Source organism: Rhodococcus erythropolis NBRC 15567, assembly GCF_001552595.1.
GTDB lineage: Bacteria > Actinomycetota > Actinomycetes > Mycobacteriales > Mycobacteriaceae > Rhodococcus_F > Rhodococcus_F erythropolis.
Genome location: NZ_BCRM01000003.1, coordinates 98,737 through 117,204, shown reverse-complemented (window position 1 = coordinate 117,204; position 18,468 = coordinate 98,737). Strand labels below are relative to the sequence as shown.

Sequence of the window (18,468 nt, the reverse complement as noted above, 5' to 3'; positions counted from 1 at the left end):
TCCGGTCATCCGCTCCATTGGTCAACCCACGTCAACGGTGCGTTGCAGGAGACTGGGCGCCGCGCCCAGCAGTTTGGCCGTGTACGCATCCGACGGGTTGTCGAATACTTCCTGGGCCGTCCCCTGCTCGACGATCCGCCCGGCGTTCATGACGACGATCGTGTCGGAGACATACCGCACCGTCTGGATGTCGTGCGAGATGAACACCATGCCGAGCCCCAACCGAGCCTTGATGTCGCTGAGCAGGTTCAGGATCTGCGCTCGCACCGAGACATCGAGAGCCGACGTCGGTTCGTCGGCCACGATGACGTCAGGCTCGAGCGCGAGCGCACGCGCGATCGCGACACGTTGACGCTGACCGCCGGAGATCTGGCTCGGGATGACTTCGAGCGCAGATTGGGGGAGTCCGACCAAACCGACCAGCTCGCGAACTCGGGCGGTTCGGCCCGCGCGGTTGCCGATGCCGTGGACGTCGAGCGGATCGGTGAGGATGTCGGCCACCGTCATTCGCGGATTGAGCGCGGTAGCCGGGTCCTGGAAGACGATCGAGATCGCCCGCCCGAACTCCTTGCGCACGCCCGCCGACCGGGTCAGAGCGCTTCGGCCGCGAAATACCACGTCGCCCGACGTCGGTTTCTGCAATCCGACCATGACTTTGGCCAGAGTGGACTTGCCGCAACCCGACTCGCCCACGATGCCGATCGTCGCCCCTCGTCGTACGGCGATACTGACATCGTTGACCGCGTGAACCGTGCCGGGTTTGAACAGTGATCCCGAACGGGTCTTGTGGACGACGTGAATGTTCTTCAGTTCCAGGATGGGTGCTTCAGCTGTAGTCATCGCACGCTCTCCAATTCCGATTCTGCGTGTGCGGGAGTCGCGGACTGGTTCGCGAAGAAATGCTCGGTCTCGCCGATCCGAACCATCTCGGGCTTTCGGTTTGGATCGGAATCCGGACGCAGGGAACGTTCGGCAAAACGGTCACCGGCGGCGAAGCTGCCTGGCGACGGTACGGTTCCCTGGATCTGGTGGAGTCGCGGAGCCTCGTCCTCGATGGAGAGAACGGCGCCGAGGAGGCCCTGAGTGTATTCGTGACGCGGATCGACGAGTAGATCGCTGGTGGGCGCAGACTCGACGACCTGACCGGCGTACATCACCGTGATCTTGTGAGCGAGTGAAGCAACGAGTGCAAGATCGTGGCTCACGAAAACCATGGCAAAGCCGAGCTTTTCCCGAAGATCGTTGAGCAAGTCCACGACCTGGGCCTGGACGGTGACGTCGAGAGCGGTGGTGGGCTCGTCCGCGACGATCAACCGCGGACTGCGGGTGAGCGACATGGCGATCAGAACGCGCTGACGCTGACCACCGGAAAGCTCGTGTGGGTAGCTGGAGAGAGTGCGCACCGGATCGAGTCCGACGAGTTCGAGCAGTTCCTCGGCTGTGCGGGTACCGCCGCGCTTGGTGAGCTGCTTGAACTGCGCGCGGATCAGCATCGCCGGATTCAGAGAACTCAGCGCATCCTGGTAGATCATCGCCATGTCGTGCCCGCGCAGCTTGTTTCGCTCCCGGTTGTTCAGCTCGAGGACGTTGACGCCGTCGAACAGGATCTCGCCGGTCACCACCGCCGTCTTGGGCAGTAGACCCATGATCGCCAGCGAAGTGAGCGACTTTCCGCAACCGGACTCGCCGACCAGTGCCATCGTCTCGTTCGGGCGGACGGTGAAGCTCACGTTGTCGACGATCGCCGTGTCTCCGTAGCGTTCGGGGAACCGGATCGTGAGATTGCGGACCTCGAGGAGGGGCGCTGCATCGCCCTCGTACACAAGACGATCGGACCGAGACCGCTCGGTTTCCGCCAGGATTTTCAGGTGAGTTTCGAGAGGAGTCGGCTCGGCCGCCGGCTTCAGGACATCTTTCACGACGCTCGGGTCGGCGAAGTCGTCGATCAACTCCGGAGTGTTGGCGACCGATGCGGCTTCGTCCTCCAGAATGAGCTCGTTGGAGGTCTCCTCCGCTGCGGCAGTCTGCGCTGCTTCCAATGCGGAGGGCGTCTTCTTGGTTTTCTTCAGACTCGGATCTGCCATCGCGTCGGTCAGGCCCTCGGCGAGCACGTTGAGGGAGAGCACCGTCAGAAGAATCAGCAGACCGGGGAACACCGTTGCCCACCAACCACCGAGAAGGACCATGTTCTTGCCGTCGGCGATCACCGATCCCCACGACGGATCCGGGGGACGGACACCTGCTCCGATGAACGACAGGCTGGCTTCCAGCACGATGGCGTCGGCGACCATGACAGTGCAGAAGACGAGAACGGGCGCAGCACAGTTGGCTACGACGTGCTTGACGACGATGTGTGAAGTTCTTGCGCCGATGACCTTTTCGGCCGCGACGTAGTCCTCACCGTACTGAGCGAGAACGTTCGCGCGAACGACGCGGGCGACCATCGGTGTGTAGAGGAACGCGATGGTGACGATCAGAACCGGAATCGAACCACCGAAGGCTGCGACGAGTACGGCAGCGAGCGCGATGCCCGGGAACGCCATGACCACGTCGAGCACTCGCATGATGGTCTCGTCGACGCCTTTTCGGCTCGTTGCGGCGACCGACCCGATGAGAGCACCAGCGCACAATGCAAGGAAGGTGGACCCGAGACCGATGGTCAACGACCAGCGTCCGCCGTAGAGCAAGCGGCTGAACAGATCTCGGCCGAGACTGTCCTGACCGAACCAGTGCTCGGCGCTGGGGCCCGCGGTACCGACCGCCTGTTCGAGTGGGGTGTACTGCGTGATCAGCGGCGCGAAGAGGCAGGCGAGCACGATGATCGCGAGAACCGCCATCGACAGCCAGGCCGAGAGGGGGAAGCGAGAAAAGGTGATACCGGGTCGCGAAAGCTTCTCGGTGAGTTTTCTTCTCATCATGCTGCGCTCCGAAGTCGTGGATTGACGAGCAGGTAGAGGATGTCGACGGCGAGGTTGACGACGACGAAGCCGACCGCGATCACGATGACAACACCCTGAACGACTGCGGGGTCACCGTTGGTGACGCCGTTGATCATGAGCTGACCCATTCCGGGAAGACCGAAGATCTGCTCGATGACCACGGCGCCGCCGAGTAGGTAACCGACACGCAGGCCCAGAACGGTGAGCGGGTTGATCAGCGCGTTACGCAACACATTCCGTCCGATCACCACGTGATAGGGCAGGCCGCTGCCGATCGCGGTACGGACGTAGTCCTTGTCCAACTCCTCGACCATGGACGTGCGGATGATTCGCGTCAGTTGTGCCGCGACGGGCAGTGACAGAGACAGTGCCGGGAGCGCCATGTACCAGAGCCAGTCGCCGACGGAGTCGCTCGGATTGACGTAGCCACCGGTAGGGAACCATCCGAGTTGGACAGCAAGGTACTGAATCATCAGCAGTGCCAACCAGAATGACGGTGCTGCCACACCGCCGAGGGAGATCACTCGGATGACCTGATCCGGCCAACGATCGCGGAACAGTGCGCTGGTGACACCGAAGATCAGCGAGAGCACGATGGCGATCACCAGTCCGAGAACCGTGAGCTGAATGGTCAGTGGCAGAGCGGTGGAGATCGAATCCAACACCGGGGTACCGGAAATCAGACTGTCACCCATATTGCCGCTGACCAGATCGGTCACGAAGTGAACGTATTGCAGCGGAAGCGGATCGAGCAGTCCGTTCTCTTCCTTGAACTGCTGCAACTGTTCCGCAGTCGGGTTGCCGCCGTTGAACGCCGCCGTTGCGGGATCGGTGGGCGCGAACTGCATCACGATGAAGACGAACGCGATGATGCCGAGGATCAGGGGGATCAGTATCAGTAATCGCCTGATCAGCATGGGGAGGACTCTTGCCATCGGGGAATCTCTCAGTTGTGGGAAACGGCCGAGCGGGCGGGTATCAGGCCGGCTTCGCCTGAAGCAGGTTGACGCCGGGGTACGGCAGCGGAGTGACGTCGGCGATCTTCTTCGGATCCCACGCAGTCAGGAGTTCCTGATGGAGAACCGGATAGTAGACAGCGTTTTCGGCGATCTGGTTCAGGTACGACTGCACAAGGGTGCTGCGCTTTGCCGGGTCTGTCTCGCGGGTGGCCTCGTCCATGGTGGCGTAGATCTTCTGTGCCTCGGGGGTGTCGTCCCACTTGGCGTAGGTCTTCGTCCACAGGCCGCCCTTGCTGTACGTGTAGCGCACGAGGAGGTCGACGTCGCTGCCGAACGCCTGTGGGTTGGACGTACCCGCAGCGATCTGGAACTTCTGGCCGCTGTTGAGCTTGCTCACCATGGCGCTGGTGTCCTGCGGTTCGAGCGTCGTGTTGAATCCGACTGCGTCCCAAGACTCTTTGATGGTCGGCAAGCAGTCGGCCAACCAGCTGACGTTGGTGGAGAGCAGCGTCAGGTCGAGGCCACTTACACCGGCGGCAGCGAGAAGCGAGCGGGCCTTGTCCGGATCGTACGAGTAGACGGTGGACGCTCGCGCGTAGTCGGGGTTGCGCTCGTACAGGTAGCTCGTGGCCGGTGCTGCCTTGCCGCCGAGGGCGATCTCGATCATCTTCGGGGTGTTGATCGCATAGAACATCGCCTGGCGAACACGAACGTCGTCGAACGGTGCCTGAGTGGTGTCGAAGAGCAGGTACATGAGGTTCATGCCCGGGTTGCCCTCGACGGTGCGCCCACCGGAGGTGAGGGTGGGGACGTTGGCGACGGGGATGTTGTCGGCGAGTTGTGCACCGGCATTGTTGCCCGAGACGCGCGCGATGCGTGAGGAGGTGTCGACGATGGAGAGCCAGTTCATGGTCGCGAAGTTGGCCGGACGCGGCCCGTTGTACGCCTCGAACGCCTCGAAAGCTGTGTTGCTCTTGGGGGTGTGGCTCTTGAGCTTGTACGGACCGGAACCGACGACCAGCGCTCCGGACTTGGCCTCGTCCCAGTGGCCGTCGAAGACGTGCTTGGGCATGATCTTGGCGATCGAGAGACGCTGTGCGGCAGCGCTGAACGGGTAGTTGAAGTTCAGGGTCACCGTTTGGTCGTCGACCTTGGTGACGGACTGCAACCAGGAGGAGAAGAAGGAGCGGATCAGTACGTTCTGCTGTGGATCGAGGATGCGATCGAAGGTGAAGACGACGTCGTCCGAGGTGACCGGAGTGCCGTCGTGCCAGGTTGCTCCCTCGCGGATTTTCATGGTCCAGCTCGAGGCGGTGGCGTCGGTCGGGACGGCCTGTGCGAGCGCCGCATACGTCTCACCGGTGTCTGGATCGTTTTCGAGCAGTCCCTCGTAGACGTGGTTGACCGCTGCCATGAGGAAACCGGATGCAGTCTGCATCGGGTCGAAGCTCTGGTCGTTGCCGTATCCGATGGCGGTGGTCAGATCACCGGTGCTCGCGGAACCGCCGACAACCGAGGTCGACGACGGGCCGCCGCCGCAGGCCGCGAGAGTCGCGGTGATACCTGCTGCAGCTCCCAGTAGCCCGGTGTACCGAAACAGGTCTCGGCGTGTGAACGCGGAGCTCAGCGGTCGTTCGTTCTTCAAGGCGGCCTCCAAGGCGGGGAGCGGGACATCAAGGGAGTGGATAGGGGATGTCCTATGTTCGACGTCCGATGTTGCGTAACTTACATTGTGGATCAGAAAGCGTCTAGAGAATCTTTGGAACTGGCGGTGTTGAACTTCGACGTTTCGTCGGTTTCGAACCAAAAATAGTGCTCTCACCTGCATAGATGAAGACTGTGTTACCGACGTCGAATTGACGACCGATGACGCTGGCCGTATAACATAGGACATCCCTCATCCAATCTTTGGAGACTTCATGACCCGATACAAAGTCGGTGTGGTCGGTTGCGGATTCTTCGGTAGTTCCCTCGCTCGCGAGCTGGCTGCCCATCCACGTTTCGAACTGGCGATGCTGTGCGACCGTGACTTCGAGCGGGCCAAGGACGTCGCCGCAGAGTTCTCGGCAACCCCGACAGACGATCACGACGGGGTGGCCGCTCACCCGGAGTTGGCCCTCGTTGTCGTCGCGACGCCCAATCACGCGCACGCCGAACCTGCCATCGCGGCGCTCGAACACGGCAAGGCAGTTTTTGTCGAGAAGCCACTCGCCGTCGAACTGGTCGATGCGCAGAACATGATCGCGAGCGCCGACGCGAGCGGTTCGCCGTTGATGGTCGGGCACATCATGCGGATGATGCCGGGTGTACGACGTCTGGCGGACCTGCTGGCGTCGGGGGAGCTCGGCGAGGTCGCTGCGATCGAAACGTCTCGCTCACGCTGGATCGACACCGACGGCGCAGATCCACAGTGGTGGAAGCTCGACAAGAGCCGAACGGGTGGAGAACTGACTCACGAGATTCACGAACTGGACCTGATGTGCTGGCTCGGCGGCGAGGTGACTGCCGTGTCGAGCATCGCCACCGCAGACGACGGCTTCCGCAACACAGTGGTGTCGTTCGCCGGCGGCGCGATCGGCAGGCACACCATCTCGACGCGTTCACACACTTCTTCGTGGGAGCTGACGGTCGATGCCGCCGAAGGCTCGGTCCACGCGGACTTCCACACCGGCCGGGTCAGCCGACTGCGCGGGGGACGGGTCGAAGAGTCGTGGCCGATCTTCGACGTCGACGCCGAGAACCAATCGTTGATCGACTCTGCGAGCAGGACGCAGAAGTACAACTCGGGGAACGGAGGATCCCCGCTGTGGATGCAGGCTGCGATTCGCCACGAAATCGACGAGATGGCAGCAGTTCTCGACGGCAAGGCTGACTCCGGCTCACCGTTGACATACGCACGTGAACGCGCACTCGTCGTCGCCGAGCAGGTGCGACTCGGTGGCGGAGAACCGGCGGCGCTGTCGGGAAGTGCGAAGTGACCGTGCGTGTAGCCGTCATCGGCAGCGGCGCAATCGCGCGGGACCACGTCAGCGCTTTGGCGCGCATCCCGTCGGTCGAAGTCGTCTACGTATTCGGCAGTGACTTGGACCGTGCCGCATCGGTTGCGGCATTGACGCCGGGTGCGAAGGCCAGTACCGATCTGGCAAAGATTCTCGCAGACCCGAGCGTGCACGCGGTCAACGTCGTGGGGGCCACTCCGGACCACGCGCCCGTGACGATAGCCGCAGGCCGCGCGGGAAAGCATGTGCACGTGGAGAAGCCGGCCGCGCTGACAGTCGCGGACTTCGACGCGATGGTCGAGGCCACCGAAGGTGGCGGCGCCTCACTGATGGTCGGACAGACCGTACGATTCCAGCCGTCGATCTCCTCGATCGGAAACTCGGTTGCACAAGGCGCCATCGGCGACCCCCGGCTGATCCACCTCAGTTGGTACACCGGCCACGTCTGGCCAGGGGGCTGGCGAGGCTGGCAACACGACAAGGACCGCTCGGGTGGTCACCCCGTTCACAACGGAACCCACGCTCTCGATCTGGTGACGTGGCTGATCGGTCGTCGTCCGATCCGTGTGTTCGCTCGTAGTTTCCCCACCTTCGCGGCGGGGATGCCCGTGCACGACAGCTTCCATCTGACCGTTCGCTTCGAGGACGGATCGCTGGCGCTCATCGAATTGGCTTACGCACTGCCGCAATCGGGAAAGATGGTGCGCCGGATCGTGGTGTCGGGGACATCCGGCACGCTCGCGCACGACACCGGCGACGACCCAGGCCTGATGACGGATACGACAAACGCGCCGCCGTCGTCGATCGAAGATGCGATGGCGCATCAGATGCGCCACTGGATCGCCACTCTCGACGGTTCCGCGACCCCGATAGTCGAGAACTGGCAGGTACGTGCAGCTCTCGCGACTGCCATCGCTGCACAACAGTCACTCGACACCGGCCGCGCGATTTCGATCGGAGAACACCGATGACCGGCACCGGTTCGATCCGCGTCGGATTTGTCAGCGGCGTAAGGCATGCCGGCTCCTATGCGGACCTGTTGCGCTCCGATCCTCGAGTGAGCTTGATCGGGGCCTCCGACGAATCCTCGGTCCCCGATTGGATTCGTGAGGACGGAATCGCGATGGCAAAGGCCGCAGACATCGAGTGGATCGACGAACTCGGCGAGCTGCTCGACCCCGAACGGATAGACCTGGCGATCATCTGCAGTGAGCCGACCAGGCATGCACGGCTTGCGATTGCCGCACTGAACGCGGGACTCGACGTCCTGGTGGACAAGCCGGTGGGTATCGACGAGTCGGAGGCCGCGGCGGTCGAGGAAGCGGCACGGTCGAACGGGCGAATCTGTACGGTGGTGAACCGCACTCATTCACCTGCGCTCCGGCGACTGCGCCGCTGGATCGATGCCGGAAACCTCGGACTGCCGCGCCACGTGGACATCGAGTTCCTTGCAAGCGGAACACATTTCGCGACGTCCGTCGAGCGTCCCGAACTGGTGGTGGATCCCGCGCTTTCCGGCGGGGGAGAAGTAGTGAACTTCGCCGGTTACGCCGCCGACTACCTCAGATACCTCACCGGCCTAGACGTCGCCGAGGTGTACGCCGAGACGAGCACACTCTACGGCGGGGCCCACCAGCAGTTCGGAGTCGAAGACACGGCGTTGATCTCGCTCGCCCTGGAAAACGGCGTCACCGCGACGGTGACCGTCGGAAGAATCCCCGCAGCACCGGGTTTCGGCGCGAATACCGCGACGCTTCGGGTCCTCGGCTCCCACGGATACGCGAGTTCCGACGACGACAAACCCGCGGTGACCCACTTCGCATCCTCGGGAGACGTGACCGCACTACCCATCGGCGGCTTCGGTTCGGACAACGCGGTGTCGAGCTTTCTCTCTCACGTGCTCGATCGACTTCCCACACGGACCGAACCCGACTACACCGTGGCAGACGCCCGCGCGTCGATGCGCGTGATCGATGCTGCCTATCTGTCCGCCTCGAGCGGTCAGCCGGTCTCCGTCTCTCCCTGACAGCCGCACCCACAACTCAATCCGACAACCAACATATGGAGACCCCATGAGCACGGAAACCACCACCTTCAGCGGAATCGTCCCGCCGATCGTCACACCACTGACGCTCGAGGGCGAGGTCGACACCACGTCGCTCGAACGCCTGCTCTCACTGCAGATCGAAGCCGGAGTCGACGGCTTGTTCGTCCTCGGTTCCTCGGGTGAGGTCGGTTACCTCACCGACGCTCAGCGCGCCCAGGTGGTGCAGACGGCCATCGGTCACGTCGGCGGCCAGGTACCGGTCCTCGTCGGCGTGAACGACATGACCACCAACCGGGTCATCGCCGTCGCCGAGCAGGCGCGTGAAGCGGGTGCGGATGCCATCGTCGCGACGGCGCCGTTCTACGCGATCACCGACGCAGCCGAGACGGCAACGCATTTCCGCTCCATCCACGCCGCAGTGGATCTTCCGTTGTTCGCCTACGACGTCCCGGTTCGTGTCCACAGCAAGCTCAGCCCGGCAATGCTGGTCGAGCTCGGTCGCGAGGGAGTCATCGCCGGCGTGAAGGATTCGAGCGGCGACGACGTCAGTTTCCGTATGTTGCTCCGTCAGTCGGCCGGGCTCGAAAACTTCGCCGTCTTCACCGGGCACGAGGTAGTCGTCGACGGATGCCTGCTGATGGGTGCTTCGGGCGCTGTGCCCGGCCTGGCCAACGTGGACCCCCACGGTTACGTGCGACTGTGGCGCGCTGCGCAGGCAGGAGACTGGGCGGCGGCGAAGGCCGAGCAGGATCGACTCACCGATCTGTTCTCCATCGTCGAGGCACCGACACCGGGTCGCGTCAGTGCCGGTGCCGCGGGTCTGGGCGCATTCAAGACGGCTCTGGCCCTGCGCGGCGTCATCACCGGCAACACGATGTGCGCCCCGATGCTCTCGCTCGACGAGTCCGAGACCGCAACGATCAAGGTCGTTCTGGAACAGGCCGGGCTCCTCTGACATGACACCTGGGCAGAAGCGATGGATCGGCATCGACATCGGCGGCACCAAAGTGGCTGCCGCGGTGGTGACGTCCGACGGAGACGTGATCGACACCGTTCGTGCGGCAACACCGACGGCCGGTAGGGAGGCTGTTCTCGAGACCGCCACCGCGTTGGTCGACCGTTTGAGGGCGGATCACCCGGTAGCCGGAATCGGAGTCGGTGCACCGGGAATCATCGATCGGGTGCGTGGCCGCGTCGTCTTCGCCTCCGACATTCTGTCCGGATGGAGTGGCGCCGAGGTTCGCGGGGAACTCGAGGCGCACTCGGGTCTACCGGTGACGGTGGACAACGACGTGCGCGCGATGGCCCACGGCGAGAACATGATCGGCGCCGGTCGCGGTCGAAGCTCTGCACTGTTCGTCTCGGTCGGTACTGGAATCGGTGGCGCGTTGACCGTGGGCGGACAGCTGTATCACGGCGCCCACGGAACAGCCGGCGAGCTCGCGCATCTGCTGGTTCCGGTCTCCGGGGCGATAGGTTGCGGTTGCGGTAGAACCGATCACCTCGAGGCAGTCGCCTCTGGCCCGGCGATGGCGGCCGAGTACGCAGCGCGGGCGGGTGTGCCCACTCAACCGTTGCAGAAGGTGGTGGCACTCATGCGCTCCGGCGATCCGATCGCCCGTGCCGTGGTCACCGACGCCGGTACTCTGCTCGGCCGAGTCCTGGGCGGCGTCGCCACCGCATTCGATCCCGAGGTGATCGTCATCGGCGGCGGCGCAGCCCAGATCGGAGCCGACCTCTTGTCGCCGCTGACGTCCGCTTTCCGGGTGGAAGCGATGGGTCCGATTGCCGAAACCGCCATTCTTCCTGCCCGTTTGGGCACCGATGCGCCGCTCGTCGGAGCTGCGCTCCTGGCCGCCGCAACACGAATCGAGGTAACACCGTGACTGTCGAAGAACTGCTCACGATCATCAGCGGGAAGCTGATCGTGTCCTGTCAGGCCGGACACGGCCATGCCTTGCGCGACACCGGGACCATCGAGAGGATGGCCCGCGCCGCGGTCGACGGCGGTGCAGTGGCGATCCGCTGCGGCGGTGTGGGCGGAACCCCGGATGTCGCCGCAGTCGTGTCGGCAGTGAAGGTACCGGTGATCGGTTTGACGAAGATCGGCTCGGAGGTCGTGTTCATCACGCCGACAAGGGAATCAGCCCTCGAAGTCGTGGATTCGGGTGCGCAGATCGTGGCTGCCGATGCCACGCTGCGACCGCGTCCGGACGGGCTGACCTTTGCCGACACCGTCGACGCGGTCCATGATCGCGGCGGCCTCGTCATGGCTGATTGTGGAACACTCGAGGACGGCATCGCTGCCGCCGCGGCGGGTGCCGACATCATCTCCAGCACACTGGCGGGATATACCGAGAACAGCCGACGGCTGGCAGGCCCGGACCTGGAGCTGGTTTCGGAACTGCGGCAGGCACTTCCAGATGTAGTCCTCATCGCCGAGGGGCGATACCACAGCCCGGAGGATGCGGCACGCGCCATCGCCCTGGGTGCAGACTCGGTGGTTGTCGGAACCGCAATCACGGATCCGGCGTTCATCACGTCGAAATTTGCAGCCGCAGTATCGGGCGCCGAAAGGCAGAGGGTGTGACCCCGACGTCGAAGGCTTTGAAGTCCAAGACTGCTGAACGGATTCGACTGGAGACTTTGCTCGTAGACTCGTCGACGCCGATCCGGTGGGTCTTCACCGGCGACAGCATCACTCAGGGATTGACGCACACCGACGGTCATCGAAGTTACGTCGAACACTGCGCCGAGCGCGTCCGTGGTGAACTTTCCTTGTTCAACCACGTCCTTGTCAACACCGGGGTGAGCGGCAATCGATCCTCCGATGTGCGTGCGGGTTTCGCACACCGCATCGAAGTGTTCGAACCCTCGGTGGTGTTGATCATGCTCGGTACGAATGACGCATTGGATGGCGAAGAAGGACTGGAGCGGTTTCGAGACGACCTCTCGGACATGATTTTCCGGACGCGAGCGATCGGTGCGGTGCCGATCCTCCAGACGCCGCCACCGATCGACGTCGAGAATGCGCCCACCAGAGCGGGATTGGTTCAGTACGTCGAGGTCGTGCGGCAGGTTGCCGCCTCGACGCGCGTTGTGTTCGTCGACCACTACGCGCAGTGGACGGCCCATTCTCCCGAGGGCCCACCGCCGGCTCTCCTGGCTGACGCGTTCCATCCGAACGAACAAGGGCACTACGTGCTCGCGGACGCCGTGCTCCGTGAGTTGTCGATCGCGGATACCGAAGTTCCCGTTGTACCGCAGGTGATGTCGTGATACTTCGTGGACAAATTCTGCGTGGACAATTGGTGACCGGTGGTCGATTGCTCTCGGACGGGGTTGTCGAGATCTCCGGTGATCGTGTGGTGTGGGCCGGACCCGCGTCGCAGCGAACCGACCCGTTACCCGAACGGGCAGCTGCGGGAACAACGATCATTCCGGGTTTGGTGGACGTTCACTGCCACGGCGCCGGCGGATTCGGTTTCCCCGAGGCAGACGGGTTCGGATCAACCGTGGCTGCCGATCACCATCGGACGAACGGCACGACCTCGGTGATCGGCTCGCTCGTCTCCGCGCCGCCGCAGATCCTGCGCAGTCGCATCGAGCTCCTGGCAGGACTGGTGGACGAGGGCACGCTGGCCGGAATTCACCTGGAAGGTCCATTCCTTTCGGTACTCCGTTGTGGCGCCCAGGATCCCGACAGCATTCTCGACGGCGACCCGGCTCTGCTCGAGTCGCTGCTGGAAGCCGGTCGTGGGCACATTCGCTCGATGACGATCGCTCCGGAGACAGCACACTTCGACGAACTTGCCTCATTGCTGGAGCGTCACGGTGCCGTCGTGAGTATCGGACACACCGATGCGTCCAACCCGATTGCGACACGTTCGATCGCACACTCGGCGCATGCACCGCTCAGTGCCACTCACCTGTTCAACGGTATGGCTCCGATGCATCACCGTGCTCCCGGCGCAGTGGCGGCATGTCTTGCCGCGGCTGCGAAAGGACAGATGGTGGTCGAGTTGGTCGGGGACGGAGTACATCTGGCCGACGAGACGGTAGCGACGGTGTTCGATCTTGTCGGTCCGCATCAGATCGCGTTGGTCTCCGACGCGATGGCTGCCGCCGGAATGCCCGACGGCCGTTACCCACTCGGGCCTCTCGACGTCGACGTGGTCGGTGGCGTGGCGCGATTGGCCGGCCAGGGGGAAACGGCCATTGCCGGCGGGACGAGTCGGTTGATGGACATAGTCCGCCGGGCTGTCAATCACGCCGGCGTCGATCTGCTTTCGGTTGTCATCGCAGCGACAGCAACGCCTGCTTCGCTGATGGGGCTGGCCGGAATGGTCGGCGATCTCGTGCCGGGTTGCCGCGCCGATCTGATCGTCACCGGTCCAGAACTCGAAACCCGCGCCGTCATGGCCGCTGGGAACTGGCTCATGAACTACACCGAAAGCTGAGGAATCAACCGATGGAAATTGTCATTGTCGACAGTGCGGAGGCGGCCGGCACCGTTGTTGCCGACATCTTCGAACACGCGGTGCATTCAGGTGCACGGACTTTGGGCCTGGCGACAGGATCTTCACCGCTCTCTGTCTACCGCGAACTCGCGCGCCGTCACCGCGAGGACGGGTTGAGTTTTGCCGGCGTGCAGGCGTTCCTGTTGGACGAATACGTAGGCCTGCCGGAAGGCCACCCGGAGTCGTATGCCCAGGTGATCCGCACCGAACTGGTGAATCACCTGGACCTGGACGCGGCAAGGGTATTCAGCCCCGACGGCACCGCGCCGGATCCATTTGCCGCCGCGGCAGCCTACGACCGGGCGATTGCGTCGAATGGTCCGGTGGACGTACAACTTCTGGGCATCGGCGGCAACGGTCACATCGGTTTCAACGAACCGACGTCCTCGCTGAATTCGAGGACCCGGGTCAAGACGCTGACGGAACAGACTCGAACCGACAACGCCCGATTCTTCGAGAGTCCGGACGAGGTACCACGGCACGTGATCACCCAGGGCCTCGGAACTATCTGCGAAGCAAATCATCTGGTGATGATCGCAACCGGCGAGCGCAAGGCCGCTGCGGTTGCCGCTGCCGTCGAGGGGCCGCTGGCCGCGGTGTGCCCGGCATCGGTCCTCCAACTGCATCCACACGCGACGGTGGTGATCGACGATGCAGCGGCATCACAGCTTCGGCTCACCGAGTTCTACAAAACGGTGTCTGCGCACAAACCGCTTGCTCAGCACTACTGAGATATCGGGCTAGACGGGCTCTCGCGTCTTCTCGAGGCCGAGTGCCATTTCGGGAGTGAGTAATTGGAAGTCGGATTCTCCGCGCCGGCGGATCCACACCGGATCGGATGTGTTCCAGCGTTCGGCGCTCTGCGTTCGAGTGACCACCTTGAACGTCGCCGTTCTCGGGAACTCACTGCACACGCGGATCAAGGTCGGCTTCTGCTTCGGCCCGAGTTCCGGCCGGGAATCGATGTATTCGGCTACGGCTACCGGGTCGAAGTTGTCGACGTCGCCGACCGGAATCACCGACGCCATGACGCGGTCGCCGACATCGCTGTCGGGGACTGCGTACACGGACACCTGCGCGAAGCCCGGGTAACCGACGAGCGAGCGTTCGATGGGTGCGGCGCCGATGTTCTCGCCGTCCACTCGTAGCCAACCGGAACTGCGTCCCGCGAAGTAGACGTAGCCGTCGACGTCGGTGTACGCCAGATCGCCGCTCCAGTACTGGCCGTTGCGCATTCGCTCGGCGTCGGCTTCCGGGTTCTTGTAGTACCCGGCGAATGTGCCTGGGCCGGTGACGTTGACCAGTTCACCGGTTGCCTCGTCGGCATTGGTGATCCGGCCGTCAGCGTCGAAGACTGCAGGCGGGCATGGGGCTCCGGTCTCGGGATCGAGGATCTTGACCCCGTCCGGGAGAAGTCCGAGGGCGCCGGTCCGCGGCACCGGCGCCGCGGAAATCGAAATGCCGCCCTCGGTGGAACCGAACCCGTCGATGACGCGGGCATCGAAGCGCCGGACGAAGGTGGCGACGGCGGGCGCCGAACCCTCGTTGCCGTACATGATCTTCAAGGTGTTGTCCCGCTCGTTCGGCACCTCGGGGGTGGAAGCGATGAACGACAACGGCTTTCCGACGTAGTTGGAGTACGTGATTCCGTACTTGTGAACGTCGGGCAGAAAGCCCGAAGCGGAGAACTTGCGGCGCATGGCAATTCCCGCACGAGCGTGCAGCGCGACCGTCCATGCCGCCATCATGGCGTTGGAATGGAACATGGGCATCGCCATGTAGACGACGTCGTCGGCGCCGAGCCCGAAACGATCGGCAAGCATGACTCCGGGAGAGGCCAACTTGTGGTGCGTGCACCGAACCGCTTTGGGATCACCGCTTGTTCCGGAAGTGAAAATGAGCATCAACAGATCGTCGGGCTGCGCCGTCGACGCGTAGGTCGGCGTATCGGCGAAGGGCGCCAACAATTGCGTCCAGGCCGGAGAATCCACGTTGATCACCCGGACGTCACCGAGATCGACGTCGTCGAGTAGATGTGCCTGGTTGTTCTCGGTGAAGATGACCTGACAGTCGGAGAGTTGGATGTCTCGCGCCAATGCCGGGCCGCGCCTGGTCGTGTTCAGTCCGGCAGCAACCGAACCCGAGAACGATGCTGCGCCGAGCAGTAGTGAGAATTCGGGGACGTTCTCCATCAGAAGACCGAAATGCCGGGGGCGCGTTCGATCGAGCAGCGTGTCCAGCAGCGCTGCTCGTTCGAACGAGCCTTGAATGTGCTCGCGCCAGGTGATGACCTGGTCCTCGAAACGGATACCGCGGTCGTCGATCTCGCTGACTCCGAGGAGTAGATCGGAAACAGTGGGGCTCTGACTCATAGCTGCATCATCATCGATTCGTCTCGGACCAGGTCATGGATTTCCACTCGGTGGGACGCACTCAGGCAGGAACTGCGGCAAGTTCCTTGCCCAGTGCGCGAAGCTGATCTGTTGCGTTGCCGAGCAGGAACTCGTGATGCTTGGCCGCGAGGAAGTAGCGGTGAACCGGATGGTCCTCGTCCAGACCAACACCGCCGTGAACGTGAACAGCGGTGTGCCCGACGCGGTGTCCCGCATCTGCAGCCCAGAACTTGGCCGTCTGCACGGCCCCGTCGGACGGAAGTCCTTCGCTCAGACGCCACGCTGCGGCCCAGAGAGTCAGGCGAACGCCCTTGACATCGATGTATCCGTCGGCGAGGCGCTGGGCCACGGCCTGGAAACTACCGATCGGACGGCCGAACTGCACACGCTCGGTGGCGTATTCGGCGGTCAGCTTCAGCGCTTGATCGAGCACCCCGTACTGGTAGGCGCTGGAACCGAGCTGAATTCGTTCGACGATCCACGCCGCGATGTCGGATCCTTGGGCAACCGAGCCGAGAACACGATCGGCCGGGATCTGCACCGAATCGAACTCGACCAGGGCCGCACTCGAGAAATCCGTGGTCGATTGCCTGGTAATGCTCACGCCCGCGTCCGACGGTTCGACGAGGAAGACCGCAACACCGTCCTCGGTGATGGCGGGGACGAGGAACAGATCTGCGAGCGGAGCACTGTCGACGGTGATCTTTGCTCCGTCGATGCGCCAACCATCGGCGGTCTTCTCGGCACGCGTGATCGGGTGCGCCGGGTCGTCGTTGTATTCCTCGGCGAGGGCCGCGGTGAGTATCTTCTCACCGGCAGCGGCAGCGCTTGCCCAGTCGTCGCGCTGCTTGTCCGAGCCGAATTCGGCTATCGCTGCGGCGGACCCGACGATGGACGTCAGGAACGGAACAGCTGCGACGCCGCGGCCGAGTTCGGCCAGGATGCTGCACTGCTCGAGGACACCGAATCCGTCGCCGCCCACCGATTCCGGAAGGGCCGCACCGAGAACGCCGGCCGAAGCCAGAGCGTTCCACAAGAGGGCGTCGAAACGGTCTTCGGCGGCGTCGAGTTCACGAAGGCGGTCGTTGGTGACCAGTTCGGTGACGACGGATCGTGTCAGTCCGGACAGGTCCTGCTGGGCCTCGGTAAGGGTGAATTCCATGATCGTTGGTCCTTATCGCTTCGATGCGGGAAGCCGCAGAGCTGTCATGCCGATGATGTCGCGTTGCACTTCGTTGGTACCGCCGCCGAACGTCAGGATCAGCGAAGAACGATGCATGCGTTCGATGCGTCCGCGTAGAAGAGCGCCGGGGGAGTTCTGCCTGATCGTGGCGGAGGATCCGAGGATCTCCATCAGCAAGCGGTAAGCCTCGGTGGCGAATTCGGTACCGAACACCTTGTTGGCCGACGCCGCTTCGGGACCTGGAGCGTGATCGGTTGCGGAGGCGATTTCCCAGTTCATCAACTTCAGGTACTCGGCCTTGGCATGCACGCGAGCCAGATTGATCTGCACCCATTCCTGGTCGATCATGCGTCGGCCGTCGGGCAGCTTGGTGTTCTGTGCCCACTCGCGGACCTCACGCTGCGCGGTCAGAATCGGTCCGGCCGAGGTGAGGGCAACACGCTCGTGGTTGAGCTGATTGGTGATCAGTGCCCAGCCGCCGTGTTCCTGGCCGACTATCGACGACGCCGGGACCCGTACGTCCTGGTAGTAAGTGGCGCTGGTGTCGGGGCCGGCCATGGTGTGAACCGGGGTGTAGGAGAAGCCTTCTGCGGTGGTCGGGACGATCAGCATGCTGATTCCCTTGTGCTTCTTGGCTTCCGGATCGGTGCGGCACGCCAACCACACGTAGTCGGCGTACTGGATCAGGCTCGTCCACATCTTCTGCCCGTTGATGACGTAATCGTCACCGTCACGGACGGCCGACGTGCGCAGAGACGCCAGGTCGGTGCCGGCCTCGGGCTCGGAGTAACCGATCGCGAAGTGGAGCTCACCGCGGGAGATCTTGGGCAGGAAGAAGGCCTTCTGCTCGTCCGTCCCGAAATGCATGATTGTCGGCGCTACGGAATTGATCGTCAGGAACGGCACGGGCGCACCGGCAATGGCAGCTTCGTCGGTGAAGATCAGCTGGTCCATCGCGGAGCGTTCCTGTCCGCCGTACTCTTTCGGCCAACCCAGCGTGAGCCAGCCGTCCTGGCCCATCTGCGCGACGACTTCGCGGTACACATTGCCTTCGCCGTACTCACCCGTCGTGGCAGCGAGTGCTTCACGCCGCTCGGGAGTCATCAGTTGTGCGAAGTAGGCACGCAACTCCTCCTGGAGCTGTTGCTGCTCAGGGGTGTAGGTGATGTGCATGGTTACCTCTCCATAGAGATACGAATCAAAGCGCCAACCATTCGATTGACACAGGTTCTATCGATGCGTACATCGGCGACAAGGGACGCTCTCGCCGTCTCCGGCGGATCGTTCGACGTCCGTTCTCGGTACTTTTTCGAATCATTGCACACGACTGAAACAGGTTCTAGTGTTATCGCCAGGAACGGTGTGCGGCACAGCCCTGCGGCACTCGTTTCGTATCCGTGTTCGCGCCAGTAGCAGTGAGTAGAGAAG

The 18,468-nt window shown here is 63.2% G+C and carries 16 protein-coding genes; 9 read left to right on the top strand and 7 right to left on the bottom strand.

Features of this window, described 5'->3' with window-relative positions:
- Positions 1–21 precede the first annotated feature (21 nt).
- Genes RE4_RS08195 through RE4_RS08180 form a run of 4 tightly spaced genes read right to left on the bottom strand, consistent with a single transcriptional unit; the run spans position 22 to position 5,543 of the window.
- On the bottom strand, positions 22–840 hold the full coding sequence (locus tag RE4_RS08195) for an ABC transporter ATP-binding protein (protein ID WP_060938397.1): 819 nt from the start codon (positions 838–840) through the stop codon (positions 22–24).
- Positions 837–2,915 (bottom strand): dipeptide/oligopeptide/nickel ABC transporter permease/ATP-binding protein, encoded by a 2,079-nt coding sequence (locus RE4_RS08190; protein ID WP_051636449.1) that lies wholly within the window; start codon positions 2,913–2,915, stop codon positions 837–839. The genes RE4_RS08195 and RE4_RS08190 overlap by 4 nt, the downstream gene beginning before the upstream one ends.
- On the bottom strand, positions 2,915–3,874 hold the full coding sequence (locus tag RE4_RS08185; RefSeq protein ID WP_029254514.1) for an ABC transporter permease: 960 nt from the start codon (positions 3,872–3,874) through the stop codon (positions 2,915–2,917). The genes RE4_RS08190 and RE4_RS08185 overlap by 1 nt, the downstream gene beginning before the upstream one ends.
- 43 nt (positions 3,875–3,917) lie before the next feature.
- Complete coding sequence (locus tag RE4_RS08180) at positions 3,918–5,543, bottom strand: ABC transporter substrate-binding protein (RefSeq protein ID WP_029254515.1); 1,626 nt, start codon at positions 5,541–5,543, stop codon at positions 3,918–3,920.
- A 274-nt stretch (positions 5,544–5,817) separates the two neighbouring features.
- On the opposite strand from RE4_RS08180, the gene RE4_RS08175 reads away from it, so the two are divergent.
- The 9 genes from RE4_RS08175 to nagB are packed head-to-tail and all read left to right on the top strand — an operon-like array spanning position 5,818 to position 14,195.
- Complete coding sequence (locus RE4_RS08175; RefSeq protein ID WP_029254516.1) at positions 5,818–6,876, top strand: Gfo/Idh/MocA family protein; 1,059 nt, start codon at positions 5,818–5,820, stop codon at positions 6,874–6,876.
- Positions 6,873–7,868 carry a Gfo/Idh/MocA family protein gene (locus RE4_RS08170; RefSeq protein ID WP_060938396.1) on the top strand — a complete coding sequence of 332 codons (996 nt, stop codon included), beginning with the start codon at positions 6,873–6,875 and terminating at the stop codon, positions 7,866–7,868. Before RE4_RS08175 ends, RE4_RS08170 begins: the two co-directional genes overlap by 4 nt.
- On the top strand, positions 7,865–8,923 hold the full coding sequence (locus RE4_RS08165) for a Gfo/Idh/MocA family protein (protein ID WP_029254518.1): 1,059 nt from the start codon (positions 7,865–7,867) through the stop codon (positions 8,921–8,923). Before RE4_RS08170 ends, RE4_RS08165 begins: the two co-directional genes overlap by 4 nt.
- Positions 8,924–8,969: 46 nt before the next feature.
- On the top strand, positions 8,970–9,899 hold the full coding sequence (locus RE4_RS08160) for a dihydrodipicolinate synthase family protein (protein ID WP_007734313.1): 930 nt from the start codon (positions 8,970–8,972) through the stop codon (positions 9,897–9,899).
- A 1-nt stretch (position 9,900) separates the two neighbouring features.
- Positions 9,901–10,830 carry an ROK family protein gene (locus tag RE4_RS08155; protein ID WP_060938395.1) on the top strand — a complete coding sequence of 310 codons (930 nt, stop codon included), beginning with the start codon at positions 9,901–9,903 and terminating at the stop codon, positions 10,828–10,830.
- The gene (locus RE4_RS08150; RefSeq protein ID WP_021332428.1) at positions 10,827–11,534 is read left to right on the top strand and encodes an N-acetylmannosamine-6-phosphate 2-epimerase; all 708 of its coding nucleotides are present in this window, start codon (positions 10,827–10,829) and stop codon (positions 11,532–11,534) included. The genes RE4_RS08155 and RE4_RS08150 overlap by 4 nt, the downstream gene beginning before the upstream one ends.
- Positions 11,531–12,223 (top strand): SGNH/GDSL hydrolase family protein, encoded by a 693-nt coding sequence (locus tag RE4_RS08145; protein ID WP_021332429.1) that lies wholly within the window; start codon positions 11,531–11,533, stop codon positions 12,221–12,223. The genes RE4_RS08150 and RE4_RS08145 overlap by 4 nt, the downstream gene beginning before the upstream one ends.
- Positions 12,220–13,404, top strand: coding sequence for an N-acetylglucosamine-6-phosphate deacetylase (locus RE4_RS08140; RefSeq protein ID WP_060938394.1), 1,185 nt, complete (start codon positions 12,220–12,222; stop codon positions 13,402–13,404). The genes RE4_RS08145 and RE4_RS08140 overlap by 4 nt, the downstream gene beginning before the upstream one ends.
- An 11-nt stretch (positions 13,405–13,415) precedes the next feature.
- Positions 13,416–14,195 carry a glucosamine-6-phosphate deaminase gene (nagB, locus tag RE4_RS08135; protein WP_021332431.1) on the top strand — a complete coding sequence of 260 codons (780 nt, stop codon included), beginning with the start codon at positions 13,416–13,418 and terminating at the stop codon, positions 14,193–14,195.
- 9 nt (positions 14,196–14,204) lie between these two features.
- Here nagB and RE4_RS08130 read toward each other — a convergent pair whose 3' ends face one another.
- The 3 genes from RE4_RS08130 to RE4_RS08120 form a co-directional block, all read right to left on the bottom strand.
- On the bottom strand, positions 14,205–15,836 hold the full coding sequence (locus RE4_RS08130) for a long-chain-fatty-acid--CoA ligase (protein ID WP_060938393.1): 1,632 nt from the start codon (positions 15,834–15,836) through the stop codon (positions 14,205–14,207).
- Between the two features lie 61 nt (positions 15,837–15,897).
- Positions 15,898–17,019, bottom strand: a complete 1,122-nt coding sequence (locus RE4_RS08125) for an acyl-CoA dehydrogenase family protein (protein ID WP_020968503.1) — start codon at positions 17,017–17,019, stop codon at positions 15,898–15,900.
- A 12-nt stretch (positions 17,020–17,031) separates the two neighbouring features.
- Entirely contained in the window at positions 17,032–18,213 is a 1,182-nt protein-coding gene (locus RE4_RS08120) for an acyl-CoA dehydrogenase family protein (protein ID WP_003945878.1), read from the bottom strand.
- Between the last annotated feature and the right edge of the window lie 255 nt (positions 18,214–18,468).